This is a genomic window from Streptomyces sp. SudanB5_2050 (assembly GCF_964272335.1).
Classification (GTDB): domain Bacteria; phylum Actinomycetota; class Actinomycetes; order Streptomycetales; family Streptomycetaceae; genus Streptomyces; species Streptomyces rochei.
Map to the genome: position 1 here is coordinate 3,807,882 of NZ_OZ186760.1, position 15,218 is coordinate 3,823,099.

Annotated in this window: 21 protein-coding genes and 1 tRNA gene; 16 read left to right on the plus strand and 6 right to left on the minus strand. The window is 73.3% G+C overall.

Annotated elements, in window-relative coordinates; all coding sequences use genetic code 11:
- Nucleotides 1-366: 366 nt before the first annotated feature.
- The 4 genes from ACFZP7_RS16950 to ACFZP7_RS16965 are packed head-to-tail and all read right to left on the minus strand — an operon-like array spanning nt 367 to nt 4,322.
- Complete coding sequence (locus ACFZP7_RS16950) at nt 367-1,143, minus strand: SDR family NAD(P)-dependent oxidoreductase (protein WP_125537817.1); 777 nt, start codon at nt 1,141-1,143, stop codon at nt 367-369.
- On the minus strand, nt 1,140-1,631 hold the full coding sequence (locus ACFZP7_RS16955; protein WP_019330638.1) for a cupin domain-containing protein: 492 nt from the start codon (nt 1,629-1,631) through the stop codon (nt 1,140-1,142). The genes ACFZP7_RS16950 and ACFZP7_RS16955 overlap by 4 nt, the downstream gene beginning before the upstream one ends.
- Nucleotides 1,628-2,260: a GNAT family N-acetyltransferase gene (locus ACFZP7_RS16960; protein WP_385634723.1), complete on the minus strand. Its 633-nt coding sequence runs from the start codon at nt 2,258-2,260 to the stop codon at nt 1,628-1,630. Before ACFZP7_RS16960 ends, ACFZP7_RS16955 begins: the two co-directional genes overlap by 4 nt.
- Nucleotides 2,253-4,322, minus strand: coding sequence for a penicillin acylase family protein (locus ACFZP7_RS16965; protein WP_385634724.1), 2,070 nt, complete (start codon nt 4,320-4,322; stop codon nt 2,253-2,255). The genes ACFZP7_RS16960 and ACFZP7_RS16965 overlap by 8 nt, the downstream gene beginning before the upstream one ends.
- Nucleotides 4,323-4,404: 82 nt before the next feature.
- On the opposite strand from ACFZP7_RS16965, the gene ACFZP7_RS16970 reads away from it, so the two are divergent.
- From ACFZP7_RS16970 to ACFZP7_RS17000, 7 genes are all read left to right on the plus strand, one after another.
- On the plus strand, nt 4,405-5,133 hold the full coding sequence (locus tag ACFZP7_RS16970; RefSeq protein WP_019330635.1) for a siderophore-interacting protein: 729 nt from the start codon (nt 4,405-4,407) through the stop codon (nt 5,131-5,133).
- A gap of 25 nt (nt 5,134-5,158) precedes the next feature.
- Nucleotides 5,159-5,749 (plus strand): HhH-GPD-type base excision DNA repair protein, encoded by a 591-nt coding sequence (locus ACFZP7_RS16975; RefSeq protein WP_031022610.1) that lies wholly within the window; start codon nt 5,159-5,161, stop codon nt 5,747-5,749.
- 509 nt (nt 5,750-6,258) lie between these two features.
- A complete protein-coding gene (locus ACFZP7_RS16980) occupies nt 6,259-6,930 on the plus strand; it encodes an HdeD family acid-resistance protein (protein ID WP_031017807.1) in 672 nt (223 codons plus the stop codon).
- Nucleotides 6,931-6,952: 22 nt separating this feature from the next.
- Nucleotides 6,953-7,273: a hypothetical protein gene (locus tag ACFZP7_RS16985; protein ID WP_385634725.1), complete on the plus strand. Its 321-nt coding sequence runs from the start codon at nt 6,953-6,955 to the stop codon at nt 7,271-7,273.
- Between the two features lie 57 nt (nt 7,274-7,330).
- Nucleotides 7,331-7,468, plus strand: a complete 138-nt coding sequence (locus tag ACFZP7_RS16990) for a hypothetical protein (RefSeq protein ID WP_019324567.1) — start codon at nt 7,331-7,333, stop codon at nt 7,466-7,468.
- Nucleotides 7,469-7,608: 140 nt separating this feature from the next.
- Nucleotides 7,609-7,905 (plus strand): type II toxin-antitoxin system VapB family antitoxin, encoded by a 297-nt coding sequence (locus ACFZP7_RS16995; RefSeq protein WP_003999914.1) that lies wholly within the window; start codon nt 7,609-7,611, stop codon nt 7,903-7,905.
- A gap of 135 nt (nt 7,906-8,040) precedes the next feature.
- A complete protein-coding gene (locus ACFZP7_RS17000; protein WP_046250100.1) occupies nt 8,041-8,655 on the plus strand; it encodes a LytR C-terminal domain-containing protein in 615 nt (204 codons plus the stop codon).
- 8 nt (nt 8,656-8,663) lie between these two features.
- Here ACFZP7_RS17000 and upp read toward each other — a convergent pair whose 3' ends face one another.
- A complete protein-coding gene (upp, locus tag ACFZP7_RS17005) occupies nt 8,664-9,299 on the minus strand; it encodes a uracil phosphoribosyltransferase (RefSeq protein ID WP_029393037.1) in 636 nt (211 codons plus the stop codon).
- A 106-nt stretch (nt 9,300-9,405) separates the two neighbouring features.
- Between upp and ACFZP7_RS17010 the strand changes: the two genes are divergently transcribed.
- The 8 genes from ACFZP7_RS17010 to ACFZP7_RS17045 all read left to right on the plus strand — a co-directional run bounded on the left by ACFZP7_RS17010 (nt 9,406) and on the right by ACFZP7_RS17045 (nt 14,172).
- Nucleotides 9,406-9,636, plus strand: a complete 231-nt coding sequence (locus ACFZP7_RS17010; RefSeq protein ID WP_385634726.1) for a hypothetical protein — start codon at nt 9,406-9,408, stop codon at nt 9,634-9,636.
- 278 nt (nt 9,637-9,914) lie between these two features.
- On the plus strand, nt 9,915-10,457 hold the full coding sequence (locus ACFZP7_RS17015; RefSeq protein ID WP_019324571.1) for a hypothetical protein: 543 nt from the start codon (nt 9,915-9,917) through the stop codon (nt 10,455-10,457).
- A 77-nt stretch (nt 10,458-10,534) separates the two neighbouring features.
- Nucleotides 10,535-10,966: a tRNA adenosine(34) deaminase TadA gene (gene tadA, locus ACFZP7_RS17020; protein WP_031017801.1), complete on the plus strand. Its 432-nt coding sequence runs from the start codon at nt 10,535-10,537 to the stop codon at nt 10,964-10,966.
- A 54-nt stretch (nt 10,967-11,020) separates the two neighbouring features.
- Nucleotides 11,021-11,105 (plus strand) — tRNA-Ser (locus ACFZP7_RS17025).
- A gap of 343 nt (nt 11,106-11,448) precedes the next feature.
- Entirely contained in the window at nt 11,449-11,625 is a 177-nt protein-coding gene (locus ACFZP7_RS17030) for a hypothetical protein (RefSeq protein WP_030979209.1), read from the plus strand.
- Nucleotides 11,625-11,918 (plus strand): Dabb family protein, encoded by a 294-nt coding sequence (locus tag ACFZP7_RS17035; RefSeq protein ID WP_019324574.1) that lies wholly within the window; start codon nt 11,625-11,627, stop codon nt 11,916-11,918. The genes ACFZP7_RS17030 and ACFZP7_RS17035 overlap by 1 nt, the downstream gene beginning before the upstream one ends.
- A gap of 130 nt (nt 11,919-12,048) precedes the next feature.
- Entirely contained in the window at nt 12,049-12,942 is an 894-nt protein-coding gene (locus tag ACFZP7_RS17040; protein WP_031017799.1) for an RNA polymerase sigma factor SigF, read from the plus strand.
- Nucleotides 12,943-13,233: 291 nt separating this feature from the next.
- Nucleotides 13,234-14,172 carry an RNA polymerase sigma factor SigF gene (locus ACFZP7_RS17045; RefSeq protein ID WP_019324576.1) on the plus strand — a complete coding sequence of 313 codons (939 nt, stop codon included), beginning with the start codon at nt 13,234-13,236 and terminating at the stop codon, nt 14,170-14,172.
- 133 nt (nt 14,173-14,305) lie between these two features.
- Here the strand turns inward: ACFZP7_RS17045 and ACFZP7_RS17050 are convergent, their stop codons facing one another.
- Complete coding sequence (locus ACFZP7_RS17050) at nt 14,306-14,503, minus strand: hypothetical protein (RefSeq protein WP_029393039.1); 198 nt, start codon at nt 14,501-14,503, stop codon at nt 14,306-14,308.
- Between the two features lie 206 nt (nt 14,504-14,709).
- On the opposite strand from ACFZP7_RS17050, the gene ACFZP7_RS17055 reads away from it, so the two are divergent.
- Complete coding sequence (locus ACFZP7_RS17055; RefSeq protein WP_019324578.1) at nt 14,710-15,213, plus strand: MarR family winged helix-turn-helix transcriptional regulator; 504 nt, start codon at nt 14,710-14,712, stop codon at nt 15,211-15,213.
- Nucleotides 15,214-15,218: the final 5 nt, after the last annotated feature.

Consider the following 15,218-nt stretch of genomic DNA (forward strand, 5'->3'; position numbering starts at 1 on the left):
CGGGAGCGCCGCGCGGCGCGGCGCTCGAGATCCCCACGCCCGGCGCCGGGTCCACGCCGCGCGCCGGGCCCACGCCCACGCCCCGCGCCTCGCCCACGCCCCGCGCCGCGTCCACGGGTCCCGTGTCCGGTGCGGGCCCCGTGCTGCCCACCGTCGCCGTAGCCGGTGTCCGGTACGCGCTCCGCCGCCACGCCTCACGTCGCATCTCCGTCGTCGGGACCCACTGCCTCGGGGATACGTACGGACGCGGCGGCCGTGCCGCTCAGCGGACGCCCGACCGTTCGGCGACGTGCGGGCCCGCTCGCCCGGGCCCGGCCCGCACCTCGCCGACGTACCGGTGGCCTCAGCGCGTCGTGGGCCAGTTCCTCACCACGACGGACGTGCCGTCACCCCGCCGTCCACCACGAGGTCGTGGCCGGTGATCCACGACGCCAGCCGTGACGCGAGGAACACGCACGCGTCGCCCACGTCCTCGGGTCGGCCCAGCCGTCCCGTCGGCGCCGCCCGCCGCCACCGCCGCACGCCCTCCGGCCAGGACTCGGCGAGACCGTCCCGGTCGACGAGGCCGGGCGAGACGGAGTTGACCCTGATCCCCCACGGCCCGTACTCCAGGGCCGCCGAACGGGCGTGCATCACGACCGCCGCCTTGGAGGCGCTGTAGTGCGCGTGGGAGGGGGCGGGGGCGCCCGCCTCGATGGACGCGATGTGAGTGACGGAGCCGCCGCCGTCCTGGCCCCGCATGATCCCGGCGGCGGCCTGGGTGCACGCGAAGACGCCGGTGAGGTTGGTGTCGACGACCTCCCGCCACTCGGCGGCCGTCATGCCGGGCAGTTCCCGCAGCGGCTGCACGCCCGCGTTGTTGACCAGCGCGGTGAGCCGCCCGCCGCCCCAGTCGGCGGCTTCCTCGACCAGGCGCCGGCAAGCGTCCTCGTCGGTGAGGTCGGCGCGCAGGACGACGGCGCGTCCGCCGCGCTCCCGGACGCGTTCCGCCACGTCCCGCGCCGCCGCCACGGAGGTACGGCAGTGCACCGCCACCGCCGCGCCCTCCTCGGCGAGGCGCAGCGCGATCCCCCGGCCGATGCCGCCGCCCGCACCGGTGACCAGGGCGACCTGACCGTCGAGGAGAGGGGTGGAGGGCGTCATGGGCGGCACAGTGCCACGATCCGCCCGGCCTCGGCCGGGTAGCGCGCCGTCAGGTCGGCCGCGTCGCCGTGCTCGTAGTCCCCGTAGGTGAAACCAGGAGCCATCGTGCAGCCGAACAACGACCACGCGCCGCCCGCCCCCACCCGGCCGCCCATCCAGGTCCCGGCCTCCACGGTGAACTGCACGTGCTGTCCGCCCAGCACGTCCGGCCCGAGCACCACCGTGCGGGTGCCGCCGTCCGGGCCGAGGAGCAGCAGTTCCAGCGGGTCGCCGAGGTAGAAGTGCCAGGTCTCGTCGGACGGCAGGCGGTGCAGCGCGGAGAAGTCGCCCGGGCGGGCGGTCAGCAGCGCGACGATGGCGGTGCCGGCGGGGCGCCCGTCCGGGCGTTCGGGGCCGGCCCAGGTGCGGCGGAACAGGCCGCCCTCCCGGGGGATGGGCTCCAGCCCGTAGTGCGTGATCAGATCCTCGGCGGTCGGCGGGGGCGTCACGCCGGGAAGGCTACCTCCCGGCGGAGGAAGGCCAGTTGCGCCTTCTTCTCCGGCAGGTACACCTCCGGCAGGTCCACCTCGGGCAGCACGACGGCCGGGCCGGCGGTGAAGCCCTGCTTGAGGAAGCGGGCGATGGCCTTCTCGTTGTCCACGTCGGGGTCGACCACGATCCGCTGCCGGTCCAGGCCCACCAGGACGTACGCCATGAGGGCTGAGGCGAGCGCGGCCGTCCAGCCGGGACGCGCGCCCTCCGGACCCGCCGGCGCGAGCAGCAGGTGGACGCCGATGTCGCCGGGCTGGACCGGGTAGCACTCGCTCACCCGGTCGGCCTCGGGTTCGTAGGTCTGGAACAGCGCGACCGGATCGCCGTCCTTCACCACCAGGTAGGCGTGGTGGGTGTCGAGCGTGTCCATGTGGGCGTAGACGTCGGCGACCTGACCGGGCGTGAGGCCGGTCATGCCCCAGAAGGCCGCGCGTTCCTCGCTCACCCAGCGGTGGATCACCCCGGCGTCCGCGGCGGGGTCGAGGGGGAGGACGCGGACGGTCCCGAAGCCGTCGAGTCCCTGCTCGTGGACGGCGGTGCGCGCGGTGTACGGCGACGGGGCGGGGGCCGGGTGCGGGTCAGTCATCGGTTTCCTTCGTGAGCCGGTCGAAGTCGGTGACCACCGGGGCGAGTTCGCCGCCGAGCCACAGGGGCTGCTGGTCACGGTGGTGGGGTGAGCCGGGGACGCCGGAGGCGCCGTGGGGCACCACCCAGCCGCTGCGCCGCCGGTCGGCCAGGTCCCAGACGTAGCGGGCGGCCGGGCCGCGGGCGGCACGGTCGGTGAGTCCGGGCACCGCGGAGGTGCACAGCACGCAGTCGTGGTCGCCGGAGAGGCCGGGCTCCGGGCTGCCGGAGGTGTCCGGCAGGGCCCGCCAGGGGGCGAGGCGGTGGGTGTCGCCCCAGGTGCCGGCGGGGGGCTCGGCGGCCACCTCCTCCAGCGCGGCGCGGACGGCTTCGGCGCGGTCGATGCCGTACGGGTCCTCCGCGCGCAGCAGGTGTTCGAGGGCGTACGCGATGCGCGGCACGAGCGCGAGCCACGGCTGGAGCACCTCGGGGTAGGCGGGCGGCACGGCCGCGGGGGCGAGGGCCGGGTGGGCCGCGAGGTGTCGTACGACGGCCCCGCGGACCGCCGCGTACGCCGCCGCGTCCGCGCTGTCGGCGTCCATGTGCCGGTCCCAGGCGAGGAGACGGTCGCGCAGGGCGGCGGCTCCGGGGCTCAGGCCGTCCAGGGCGGTGACGAGGTCCAGGAGCGGGCCGGCCGAGGCGAGGTGGGTGTCCGTGTGGAGCGCGGGCATGTCCGCCGCCGACCAGCGCTCCTTGCCGGCGAGCAGGGCGGCGATGCGGTCGGCGCGGTGCGGCGGGGCGAACTCGACGCCGAGCGGGGTGGCCGGGCCGCGCTGGTTGGCCATCACGGCGACGCCGTCGGTGAGGCCGGCGCGGGGCGGGGTGTGCCAGCCGGTCCACTCGTGGCCGGGTTCCCAGGCGGGCACCGGACGCAGGCGGTTCGCGGTCGCCCGCACCGGGACGCGGCCCGCGACCCGGTGCAGCAGCCCGCCCTCGGTGTCGGCGGCCTGCACCACGTTGACCGGTTCGGCCCACGCGTCCAGGGCGCGGTCCACGTCGGCGACCCGGCGGGCCCGCAGCAGCGGCAGCAGGGCGCCGAAGCCGAGGTCGGCGGTGACGCGGGGCGGGTAGCGCAGGCTGAGGGCGGCCGGGGTGCCGTCGTCGAGGCCCTCGGGGCCGCCGGCGATCACCGGGCCGCGGTCGGTCTCGATGACCTCGACCTCCACGGAGTCCTCACCCGCGACGTGGATGGTCTCCGTGTGCCGGGCGGCGCGGTGCCAGGTGCCGTCGGGGCCGAGCGCCTCGACGCCGGCGCCGGTGCGGCGCAGCCGTTCCCGGTAGAGGTCCTGGTAGTCGGCCATGGCGTTGGTGATGGCCCAGGCGACGGTGCCGGTGTGGCCGAAGTGGGCGATGCCGGGGACGCCGGGCACGGCGAGGCCGACGACGTCGAACTCCGGGCAGGACAGGTGGATCTGCTGGTAGACGCCGGGGTCCTCGATGAAGCGGTGCGGGTCGCCGGCGACGATCGCGTGTCCGGTGACGGTGCGTTCGCCGGAGACCAGCCAGCCGTTGCTGCCGGCGGTGCCGGGGCCGTCGGTGGCGAAGAGGGCCACGGCGTCCGGGCCGAGGTGGGCGGTGATGTGCTCGCGCCAGAGCTTGGCCGGGAAGCCGGCGAAGAGGATGTGCGTGGCGAGCCAGACGGCGAGCGGGGTCCAGGGCTCCCAGCGGCCGGGGGCGAGGCCCGTCCGCGCGAACTCGGGGGCGTCGCAGGCGGCGAGTCCCTCGTTGACGCCGTCGGTGTACTCCCGTACCCAGGCGGCGGTCTCCGGGTCCTTGTCCTCCAGGGCGGCGAAGCAGCGGCGGGCGGTGTCGGCGAGGCGGGCACGGCGGGCGAGGCGGTCCCAGGACAGGGCCCCGGGGCCGAGGAAGGACGCGGAGGTGCCCTGGGCGCGGTGGCGCTCGACCTCCAGCTGCCAGGCGCGGTCGCGGGCGGTCACCCGGCCCTGGGCACGGGCGAGTTCGCCCGCGGTGGCCGCGCGCAGATGCGGGATTCCCCAGGCGTCGCGGTAGGTCTCGGCGCTCACCCCTGTGCCTCTACTTTCCTTTAGGTTAGGCTCACCTAAGTCTGTCGTCGTGGCCGAATAGTACGTGAAGGGTGAAGAAACGATGGGGCAGGGGCGGGGTTGGGAGGGCGCGGTCCTCAAGCTGATGCGCGGCAAGGACTTCGAGTTCACCGTGACCGACGTGGAGGACGTGACGCCGGACTACCGGCGGCTGCGCCTGAGTGACGGCGGCATGCTGGCGGCGACCGGTGTGCACCCGACGATGTGGGTGCGGCTGTGGTTCGACAACGCGGGCAAGCCGCACCAGCGGGCGTACACGCTGGTCGACCCGGACCCGGTGGCCGGCACCTTCGGCATGGAGTTCGCGCTGCACGAGGGGTGCGCGAGTGACTGGGCGCGGGCGGCGAAGCCGGGGGACACCGTCGAGGCGACGGTCCAGGGCACGGGGTTCGAGGTCCCGCGGCCCCTTCCCTCCCGGGTCTTCGCGGTCGCGGACCCGGCCTCGCTGCCCGCGCTCAACTCGCTGCTCGACGCGATGGGGGACACGCCCGCGACCGTCTGGTTCGAGGGCGGCGGCGCGGAGGACGGCCTGCCGATGCGCACCGACCCCGGCCGGCACGACGTCCGCACGGTGCCGCGCCGGGAGGCGGGCGCGCATCTGGTCGCGCGGGTGAAGGAGGAGCTGCCGGAGCTGCTGCGGGCCACCCCCGAGCCGTACGTGTGGATCGCCTGCGACACGGTGACGACCCGGGCGCTGTCCGCGTACGCCCGTAAGGAGCTGGGTGTGCCCAAGCAGCGGGTGAACGCGCTGGGGTACTGGCGCGCGACCTGAGGCGTTGCTTGCGATCATCGGGGGCATGGACGTCACACTGCACCTCGCCCAGGACCCGGAGGCCGACGAGCTGCTCGGCCGCAGTCCGCTCGCCGCGCTGGTGGGCATGCTGCTCGATCAGCAAGTGCCCATGGAGTGGGCGTTCAAGGGGCCGTCGACCATCGCCCGGCGCATGGGCGCGGAGGACCTGGACGCGCACGACATCGCCGCGTACGACCCGGACGCCTTCGCGGCGCTGCTCTCGGAGAAGCCGGCGGTGCACCGCTACCCCGGGTCGATGGCGGGCCGGGTGCAGCAGCTGTGCCGGTACCTCGTCGACACGTACGACGGTGACGCCGAGGCGGTGTGGCGGGGCGTCGACAGCGGCAAGGAGCTGCTGAAGCGGCTCCAGGAGCTGCCGGGCTTCGGCAAGCAGAAGGCCCAGATCTTCCTCGCCCTGCTGGGCAAGCAGCTCGGTGTCCGGCCGGAGGGCTGGCGCGAGGCCGCGGGGGCGTACGGGGAGGCGGACTCCTTCCGGTCGGTGGCCGACATCACCGGGCCGGAGTCGCTGACGAAGGTGCGGGCGTACAAGCAGGAGGCCAAGGCTGCGGCGAAGGCGAAGGCCTCCGGCGGTTGAGCGGGTGGGGTGCCTGCGGCGGCCTGTGCGGGTGTGTGGGTGGGATGCCTGCGGCGCCGCTGCGGGTTCGGTGGGGGTGCGCGTAGCGCGATCCGTTGGGGGGTGGGACGGGGCCGCGCCGGGGGGTGTCCGTCCTCGGAACGGCGCGAAATCGGTCGGCCACAGAAGCCGGGGGCGTTGACGCGCCAACCGCTGCGGGCGGACACCCCCCGACACGTCCCCTCCCCGCCGTACGCGGCTACCCCGCCGTGCAGCCTGAGCCGACTGTCCACGCTGAGCTGCGGGCAGTCGTGCCGCTGGGGCGGCACGGGTGGGCGGTGGGGGCACCTCCCGCTCGAGCGAAGCCGAGAGTGGGGGAGGCACCCCGTAGCGCCGGGCTGCGCACCCACCCCCGGCCCACACCCGCGCCGGGCGCGAAGAAGACGCCGGTCCCCGGCGGACGCCCGTGCCGTCAGCCTGTCAGCCCCGCTCGAGTGGCACGGCTCGCGTGGCCGTTCCCAGCATGGAGCATGACCGAGCCACCGAGCGGCGCTCCCGGTAGCCAGCCGTACGACGATCGCGGGGTGCACACCCGCACCGCCGGCCGGCACGAGCGCGACCACGAGCCGGAGCCGCCCTTCGAGGGCCCCCTGCACCTGCTGTCCCGCACCGCCTGGCAGACCGTGCTGCTGACGGGAGCCGCCTCCCTGGTCCTGGGCGTGCTGGTCCTGGTCTGGCCGGGCGCCTCCCTGCTCGCCGCCGGCGTGCTCTTCGGCCTCTACCTCGTCATCAGCGGCGTGCTCCAGCTGGCCGCCGCCTTCGGCACACACCGCACGACCTCCCTGCGGGTCCTGGCCTTCATCAGCGGTGCCGTGTCGATCCTGCTCGGTCTGTTCTGCTTCCGCGGACCCCTGCAGTCGGTGCTGCTGCTCGCGCTGTGGATCGGCATCGGCTGGCTGTTCCGGGGCGTCACGCAGATCGTCGCCGCCGTCCACGACCCCGCGATGCCCGCGCGCGGCTGGCACGTCTTCCTCGGTGTCGTCACCGTCGTCGCCGGCATCGTGCTGATCGACTCCCCGGTCGAGTCGGCCACCGTCCTGATGCTGGTCGGCGGCTGGTGGCTGGTGGTCGTCGGCGTGGTCGAGATCGTCACGGCCGTGGGCCTGCGCCGGCGCGCCCGCCGGGTCCCGCACGAGCTGTGACCGTGCGGAGGGACGGACCGGCGTGAGCGCCGCACGGCACGCCGTCGGGCGCCGTGGCGCGTGGCTGCGGGTCCTCGTCCTGCTGCTCGTCCTCGTCGTGCCCTGCGCCCACGCCACGGCCCGGACGGCACTCCCCGCGCCGACGGCGGGCGTGAGCGGTGGCGCCGGCGGCGAGTACGACCACCTCGACACCGTGTCCCGCACCCCTGTGCGCGGTGCCCACCGCGCCGTCGGTCCGCAGGGTGCGGCGGCGCCGGTGACCGGTCCGCGCGCTCCCGTGCTCGTGCCCGCCGTGGCGAGCGGGCCCCCGCCCTCCCGCCGTTCCGTCGTCCTGCGCTGCTGAGCCGACCCGGCCGCACCCACCGCAGGAACCACCGACCCACGGAACGAGGGAACACCCATGCCCCACGACCCCTACGCCGTCCTGCGCGCCCTTCTGCGCGCCGAGGGCGCCCGCCGCTCCCCGAAGTCCGACACCGGCAGACCGCAGGCCCCGGGGGAACCCCGGCCACCGGCCCGTGAGGGGAGGCGGGACTGACCCAGGGCCCGCCGAGAGGGGCGGAGGCGGCTCCGCCGTCTCCGCCCGGCACCCTTTGACCCTGTTTACGGCGTCATTTCCAGCGCCGCACTCCGCCGCCATGGCTGCGCCCTCGACGTTCCGGCCGGTAGGCTTTCCGTGTGATCTTCAAGCGCATCGGAAACGGCCGGCCGTACCCCGACCACGGCCGGGAGAGCACCCGGCAGTGGGCGGACGTCGCGCCGCGCCCGGTCCGCCTCGATCAGCTCGTGACGACCAAGGGCCAGCTCGACCTGGAAACGCTCCTCGCCGAGGACTCCACCTTCTACGGCGACCTCTTCGCGCACGTCGTGAAGTGGCAGGGCGACCTGTACCTGGAGGACGGGCTGCACCGCGCGGTGCGCGCGGCGCTCCAGCAGCGTCAGGTGCTGCACGCGCGGGTGCTGGAACTCGACTGACGGGCCCCGTGCCGCCGCGGTTTGACCCTTTCGGGTTGCATCGCGCCGAACGGCGGAACGTCGACTGATCATCTAATAGGCATCGCCGCCGCAGCGCACTACGCTGCGCCCATGAGCATGCTCACTCCCCCTGGCATGGGCGGCCAGTACAAGATCACGGGGGACCGGTACCCACGGATGCGACCGGCCCGGCGTCGCGGCCGGCTCGCGGTCGTCGCCGTCGCCTGTGTCACCGTCCTCGGGGTGCTCGGCTGGGGCACGCTCCAGCTGATCGACGTCTTCACCGGCGGGGACAAGGCCACCGCCGTCGGCGCCGCCGCGGACTGTCCCACCGCCAGGGCGAGCGCCGTGCCCGCGGCCGTGAAGCCGCCGAAGCCGGCCCAGGTGACGGTCAACGTGTTCAACGCGACGACCCGCGGCGGCCTCGCCCAGAAGACCGCCGACGAGCTGAAGAAGCGCGGCTTCCGCGTCGGCGAGGTGAGCAACGCGCCCAAGGAGTACGACAAGAAGATCAAGGGGGCCGGGCTCCTGCTCGGCCCGGCCGCCTCCGCGAAGGGCTCGCTGGCCGTGCTCGGCACCCAGCTGCCCGGCGCCGAACGCCGTACCGAGGCGGCGCGCGAGGGCGCCGAGGTCGATCTGCTGATCGGCGACGGCTTCAAGGGGCTCGCGAAGCCCGCGGACGCCGACGCGGCGCTGACCGCACTGGCCGCGCCGCAGCCGACGCCCGCCGCGGAGAAGAAGGGCTGCTGAGGGACGGCTTATTCGGCCGCGCCGTACATGCGGTCGCCCGCGTCGCCGAGGCCCGGGACGATGTAGCCCAACTCGTTGAGACGCTCGTCGACCGAGGCCGTCACCACCGTCACCGGGGTGCCGGCCAGCTCGCGCTCCATCAGCTCGACGCCCTCGGGAGCGGCGAGCAGCACCACGGCCGTCACGTCGTCGGCGCCGCGCTTGATCAGCTCCTGGATCGACGCGACCAGGGTGCCGCCCGTGGCCAGCATCGGGTCCAGGACGTACACCTGACGGCCGGAGAGGTCGTCCGGCATGCGGGTGGCGTAGGTGGAGGCCTGCAGCGTCTCCTCGTTGCGCACCATGCCCAGGAAGCCGACCTCGGCGGTCGGCAGCAGCCGGACCATGCCGTCCAGCATGCCGAGACCGGCGCGCAGGATCGGCACCACCAGCGGGCGCGGGTGGGAGAGCTTGACGCCGGTGGTCTGCGCGACCGGCGTGTGGATGTCGACCTGTTCGGTGCGCACGTCCCGCGTGGCCTCGTAGGCGAGCAGGGTGACCAGTTCGTCGGCGAGGCGGCGGAAGGTCGCGGAGTCGGTGCGCTGGTCGCGCAGCGTGGTGAGCTTGTGGGCGACCAGGGGGTGGTCGACGACGTGGAGACGCATGTCCACCACAGTAACCGGGCCCCCGGGCGGGCGCGTCACTCGCTCGCTGGAGTCAAACCGGCCGGTCGGGGGAAGGTGGGAGGGACGGACGCTGGGTGGTGAGACTGTGCCTGACCGGAACTTCCACGAGACACCGTCCCGCGGCGAGGAGCCGGGGACGGGACGGGGTACGGAGCGGAGTGCGGAGCTGGAGCGGGAGGGCGAGCGCCGACGACGGCGGGCCCAGTTCCTGCGGGACCTGGCGGAGGCCCGGGAGCTGCGGGACCGCGTGCAGCCGCGCCGCGCCAAGACCGCCCGGCTGCGCCACGCGATGCGCATGCGCACCTTCCGCTGGTAGATCCGCCGCCCGGCGGGGGAAGATCGCGCGCCGCGCCGGTGTTGGCCGGATGGGCGTACGCGGGTGACGGGAGAAATCCGCGTACGATCCGCACGTGGTGGCGACCAGCCGGGGTCCCCGGTCAAAACAGCCGGACACAGGGCGTCGAAGACGTCCCCTGACGGCCGCGTTTCTGCCACGATTCCGAGTGGGTGGGGCTCGGAGCACCGCTCCCCCGCCCACAGCCTCCGCCGGGGGGACCCCCAACCGGCACGCCTATGACCAGTGGGAGAGTCACGGTGTACTTCGCCGCACTGCTCGCGCGCACCGAAGACGGATGGGTAGCGAGCGACACGGAGCTCGACGATGTGGAGACCCTGTCGGATCTGGCCGACCTGGCCCGGGAAGCCTCTCCCGACGAGGACACGGTGCTCGTGCTGATCGAGCAGGAGGACGCGTGGTTCGGAGTCGTCCGGGTGGACGGCGAGGACGACCCCCGTATCTATGTGTCGGACGCCGCCGCTGCCGCCCGCAGCAGCTACGGCGAGATCCTGCTCACCGACGAGCTGCTCGGCCGGGAACCCGGTGACGACGACGTCCTCGACGCCCTCGACCTCGACGGCACCGAGGACGGCGATGCCGACGACGACGAGGACGCCGCCGACGGCGGTGACGCGGCCGCCGGTGCCGGCGAGGCCGTGCCGCACGGACCGGTCGGCGACGCCGAGGTGCTGGACGACCTGGGCCTGAGCGAGAAGGAGCTGCGCTCGATGTCCGGGGACGCGGTCGGTGAGATCGCCGAGGCGCTGGGCGCCTCCGAGGTGCTGGAGACCGTGCGCTGACGGGACGGGACGTGGAAGAGGAACGGGCGGGGCTCCCCGGGCCGCCCGACCCGGTGCGCGATCCGTGGCAGGCGGCGATGCGGCTCGCCCTGGCCGAGGCCGGGCGGGCGGCACGCGGCGGTGACGTGCCCGTCGGCGCGGTCGTGCTGGCGCCGGACGGACGGACGGTGCTGGCCGCCGGGCACAACGAGCGCGAGGCCGGCGGTGATCCCACGGCCCACGCCGAGGTGCTCGCCATTCGCCGGGCGGCCGAAGCGCTCGGGGAGTGGCGGCTGGCCGGGTGCACCCTCGTCGTCACCCTGGAGCCCTGCACGATGTGCGCGGGCGCCCTGGTGCAGTCCCGGGTGGACCGCGTCGTCTACGGCGCCCGCGACGACAAGGCGGGCGCCGCCGGCTCCCTGTGGGACGTCGTGCGCGACCGGCGGCTCAACCACCGGCCCGAGGTGATCGAGGGCGTCCTCGCGGACGACTGCGCCCGGCTGCTCACCGAGTTCTTCCGCGACCGCTGACCGCCCCGAATACCGATTTCGAACCATGCGCCACTGTGCTGTAAGGTCTGTCTCGGTAGCGTGTCCGAGCGGCCGAAGGAGCTCGCCTCGAAAGCGAGTGTGGCGCAAGTCACCGAGGGTTCAAATCCCTCCGCTACCGCTGGTTCCCGAGGGGCCCGGTCCAATGGACCGGGCCCCTCGGGGCGTTCCGCACGCCGGGCCGCGACAGAGGCCGCTACGGTGTCCGGCGGGGGTGGGGGACGTGATCCGTACGAGGCGGTGCTTGCAGTGCAACCGACCGCTGGACAGGCGCCGGTGGAGGCGCCCGAAGCGGTTCTGCCGACGGCGGCACCAGGTGCGGCACTGGTGCGAGACCGTGGGCGAGATCCTCTTCGGCTAGCCGTCCCGCCGCCCGCGCACTGCCCGGACCCGTCGAAAGACGGGACCCTTCGTGCGATCATGTGCGATCGAAAGGCGTGCAACAAGGGACAGGGGAGGCCGCGGTGGCGGTGAACGCGAAGAAGATCGCCGTCTACGCACTCGTGGTTTTCGTGCTGTATGTGATCATCACGGATCCGGCCAAGGCCGCCGACTACGTCCAGATAGGTTTCCAGGGCATCTCCGACGCGGCGGGCGCCGTGGGCGACTTCATGACCTGGGCCGCCAACGGAGGAAAGTGATGATCCGCCACCTGGTGCTGTTCAAGCTCGACGACGGCGTGGAGCGCGACGACCCGCGCGTCGTGGAGGGCGTCGAGGCGTTCCGCGCGCTCGGCGACCGGATCGAGGAGCTGCGTTTCTGGGAGTGCGCCTGGAACATCAGCGACCGGCCCATCGCCTACGACTTCGCCATCAACTCGGCCGTGGACGACGCCGACGCCCTCAAGCGCTACCTGGAGCACCCCGCGCACCAGGCGGGCGTCGCGCTGTGGCGGGAGTTCGCCACCTGGGTGATCGCCGACTACGAGTTCTAGATCCTGTCGCGCAGATCGGCCCCGCACCTGTTCGGTGCGGGGCCGATCTGCGTTCGTTCACTCAACACGACGTTATGAGGTGCTTGCACACAGTGCACATGTCTTGTGATGCTATGACCGCTTTTGACGGATGAGTGACGGAAGAGTTGACGATCACGAGGTGGAGTTGACCGTGCCGGCCAGTACTGCGCCTCAAGCACCGCCCGCGCCGCCCGCCCAGGCCACGGAGGCGCCCGCGCGGGAGACCACGCAGCAGCGCAGCCGGGGCGCCGACACCCGGGCCCTGACCCAGGTGCTCTTCGGCCAGCTGAAGGGGCTCACGCCGGGCTCACCGGAGCACGACCGGGTGCGCGCGGCGCTCATCGAGGCGAATCTGCCGCTGGTGCGCTACGCCGCCGCCCGCTTCCGCTCCCGCAACGAGCCGATGGAGGACGTGGTCCAGGTCGGCACCATCGGGCTCATCAACGCCATCGACCGCTTCGACCCCGAACGCGGCGTGCAGTTCCCGACCTTCGCCATGCCGACCGTCGTCGGCGAGATCAAGCGGTACTTCCGGGACAACGTCCGCACGGTGCACGTACCGCGTCGGCTGCACGAGCTGTGGGTGCAGGTCAACAGCGCCACCGAGGACCTGACGACCGCCTTCGGGCGCTCCCCGACCACCGCCGAGATCGCCGAACGGCTGCGCATCACCGAGGAGGAGGTGCTGTCCTGCATCGAGGCGGGACGGTCGTACCACGCCACCTCGCTGGAGGCGGCCCAGGAGGGCGACGGGCTGCCCGGGCTGCTCGACCGGCTCGGGTACGAGGACCCCGCCCTGGACGGGGTCGAGCACCGCGATCTGGTCCGACACCTGCTCGTCCAGCTCCCGGAACGGGAGCAGCGGATCCTGCTGCTGCGCTACTACAGCAATCTGACCCAGTCCCAGATCAGCGCGGAACTCGGCGTCTCGCAGATGCACGTCTCGCGGCTGCTGGCGCGCAGTTTCCAGCGGTTGAGGTCTGCCAACCGCATCGAGGCGTAGTCTCCCGACAGCGCGGGAAGCATTCGAAGGCGCGAGCGAACAGTCACCGGGGCGAGCGAATCGCCCAGCAGGGCCGTTGCGGGCGGAATCGGGCCGAAAGCCCGTCAGACCCCCTGTTTCCAGGGGGAATTCGCGTCTCGGATGTCGACATGTCACTACAGCGCGTTGCCGACATGTGACATTCTGCCGGAGACGCGTTTGCCGGGGCTCGGGCTCCGGTATTCAGGTGAAGGCTGCGTTCCCGTCCCGGGAGCGTGCGCCGTGACCGTCCCGCGACCCAAAGGGGGTGGCATGTCCGCAGACCAGGGCAGCTCGAAGGTGCTCGCGCTCGCGGAGAGCGAGACCGCGCCCGACACGCTCGAGGCGCTCGGCCCCGTCGGCTCCATCGACTCGATCGACGATGGTCAGGCCGTCGACGCCGTACCGACGCTCGACGCCGTGCCGGCCCAGGCCCTCGCGGCCCCGGAGGCCATCGACACCCGCACCCTGTCCCGCTCCCTGTTCCTGCGGCTCGCCGCCCTCGACGAGGACAGCCCCGAGCGTGCCTACGTCCGGGACACCCTGATCGAACTCAACCTCCCGCTGGTGCGCTACGCGGCGGCCCGCTTCCGCTCGCGCAACGAGCCGATGGAGGACATCGTCCAGGTCGGCACCATCGGCCTGATCAAGGCGATCGACCGCTTCGACTGCGAGCGGGGCGTGGAGTTCCCGACCTTCGCCATGCCGACCGTCGTCGGCGAGATCAAGCGGTTCTTCCGGGACACCTCGTGGTCGGTGCGCGTCCCGCGCCGGCTCCAGGAGCTGCGCCTGGCCCTGACGAAGGCCAGCGACGAGCTGTCGCAGAAGCTGGACCGCTCCCCGACCGTCGGCGAGCTGGCCGCGGTGCTCGGCGTCTCCGAGGAGGACGTCGTCGACGGCCTCGCGGTGGGCAACGCCTACACCGCCTCCTCGCTGGACTCCCCGGCCCCTGAGGACGACGGCGGCGAGGGCTCGCTGGCCGACCGCCTCGGCTACGAGGACACGGCGCTGGAGGGCGTGGAGTACCGCGAGTCCCTCAAGCCGCTGCTGGCCAAGCTGCCGCCCCGGGAGCGGCGGATCATCATGCTGCGCTTCTTCGCCAACATGACCCAGTCGCAGATCGGCGAGGAGGTCGGCATCTCGCAGATGCACGTCTCCCGGCTGCTGACGCGCACCCTCGCCCAGCTGCGCGAGGGCCTCATCTCCGACTGAGTCCCCTCCGGCGCGCTTCGGCTGCCGGGGCGGACCCCGGACACTCCGGCGACCGCCGCGTCCCCTCGGGGGGTGCGCGGCGGTCGCCGTCCTGTGTGCGCGCCCGCCCGGGGCGCCGGTTGTGCTCCGGGCGCTACGCCAGCGCCAGCCAGGCCACGGCCGCGACGACCGCCACGGCGACCACGACACCGACGATCAGGCCGATGCGGGGGCCGGAGGAGGCTGCGGCGGCCGCCTGCCGGGACTGGGGGGCGTCGTCGACGAACGCGCGGAACATCTGAGTGCTGCCGGCGGGGTCGTGGTTGCCCTGGGGGCCCTGGTTGTTAGCCATGGCCCGAGACACTAGCGAATGCGTCGGCGAGGCCCAAGTGCGGGGCTCCACACACCCTTTGACCCCGCGCACCGCCCGCCACCTGCACGTTTACTTTCGCAATACTTGCCTTTGCCAACTTTTTATGGCGGCATGACCGTTTTTGTTTGCCTGTAGCAACCAACCGCTTCTATGGTTGCCCTAAGCAACAAATGCGGGAGGTGCGCATGGCCGAGAGGGCGCAGTACGAGGAGCTGATCCGACAGTTCAGCGCCTTCGGCGCCGTCAAACGGGAGATGGGCCGCATCCTGCCGGCCGACTGCCCCGGCGGATCCGCCGCCGTACTGACCCTCCTCGGCCGCCACGGGGACATGCGCATCAGCAAGCTCGCCGAGCTGCTGGCCGTGGACATGTCGGTGACCAGCCGCCACGTCGCGCACATCGCCGACCGGGGCTGGATCGAACGCTCCCCCGACCCCGCGGACAAGCGCTCGCGCATCCTGCGCCTGACGCCCGCGGGCCAGGCGCAGCTCGACGAGCTGTCGGAGCGGACGACCCAGCTGCTGGCCCACCGGCTGAGCGACTGGACCGACGACGAGGTCGGTCAGCTCACCCGGCTGATGACCAGGCTCAGGGCGAGCTTCGACGACTGCCGGTCCGCACCGGCCCGGCCCCCCGCACCACCCGAGGTCGAACAGACCACCCGTACACCCGCGACCACCACCAAGTAAGCAAA

What these genes read in the sequence shown, in the direction of transcription:
- ACFZP7_RS16980 (WP_031017807.1), top strand. Translation starts at nt 6,259, where the DNA reads ATGACCGAGCCACCGAGCGGCGCTCCCGGTAGCCAGCCGTACGACGAT.
- ACFZP7_RS16960 (WP_385634723.1), bottom strand. Translation starts at nt 2,260, where the DNA reads ATGACTGACCCGCACCCGGCCCCCGCCCCGTCGCCGTACACCGCGCGC.
- ACFZP7_RS17050 (WP_029393039.1), bottom strand. Translation starts at nt 14,503, where the DNA reads ATGGCTAACAACCAGGGCCCCCAGGGCAACCACGACCCCGCCGGCAGC.
- ACFZP7_RS17055 (WP_019324578.1), top strand. Translation starts at nt 14,710, where the DNA reads ATGGCCGAGAGGGCGCAGTACGAGGAGCTGATCCGACAGTTCAGCGCC.
- ACFZP7_RS16990 (WP_019324567.1), top strand. Translation starts at nt 7,331, where the DNA reads ATGCCCCACGACCCCTACGCCGTCCTGCGCGCCCTTCTGCGCGCCGAG.
- upp (WP_029393037.1), bottom strand. Translation starts at nt 9,299, where the DNA reads ATGCGTCTCCACGTCGTCGACCACCCCCTGGTCGCCCACAAGCTCACC.
- tadA (WP_031017801.1), top strand. Translation starts at nt 10,535, where the DNA reads ATGCGGCTCGCCCTGGCCGAGGCCGGGCGGGCGGCACGCGGCGGTGAC.
- ACFZP7_RS16950 (WP_125537817.1), bottom strand. Translation starts at nt 1,143, where the DNA reads ATGACGCCCTCCACCCCTCTCCTCGACGGTCAGGTCGCCCTGGTCACC.
- ACFZP7_RS17045 (WP_019324576.1), top strand. Translation starts at nt 13,234, where the DNA reads ATGTCCGCAGACCAGGGCAGCTCGAAGGTGCTCGCGCTCGCGGAGAGC.
- ACFZP7_RS16975 (WP_031022610.1), top strand. Translation starts at nt 5,159, where the DNA reads ATGGACGTCACACTGCACCTCGCCCAGGACCCGGAGGCCGACGAGCTG.
- ACFZP7_RS17000 (WP_046250100.1), top strand. Translation starts at nt 8,041, where the DNA reads ATGGGCGGCCAGTACAAGATCACGGGGGACCGGTACCCACGGATGCGA.
- ACFZP7_RS17040 (WP_031017799.1), top strand. Translation starts at nt 12,049, where the DNA reads ATGAGTGACGGAAGAGTTGACGATCACGAGGTGGAGTTGACCGTGCCG.
- ACFZP7_RS17035 (WP_019324574.1), top strand. Translation starts at nt 11,625, where the DNA reads ATGATCCGCCACCTGGTGCTGTTCAAGCTCGACGACGGCGTGGAGCGC.
- ACFZP7_RS16970 (WP_019330635.1), top strand. Translation starts at nt 4,405, where the DNA reads ATGGGGCAGGGGCGGGGTTGGGAGGGCGCGGTCCTCAAGCTGATGCGC.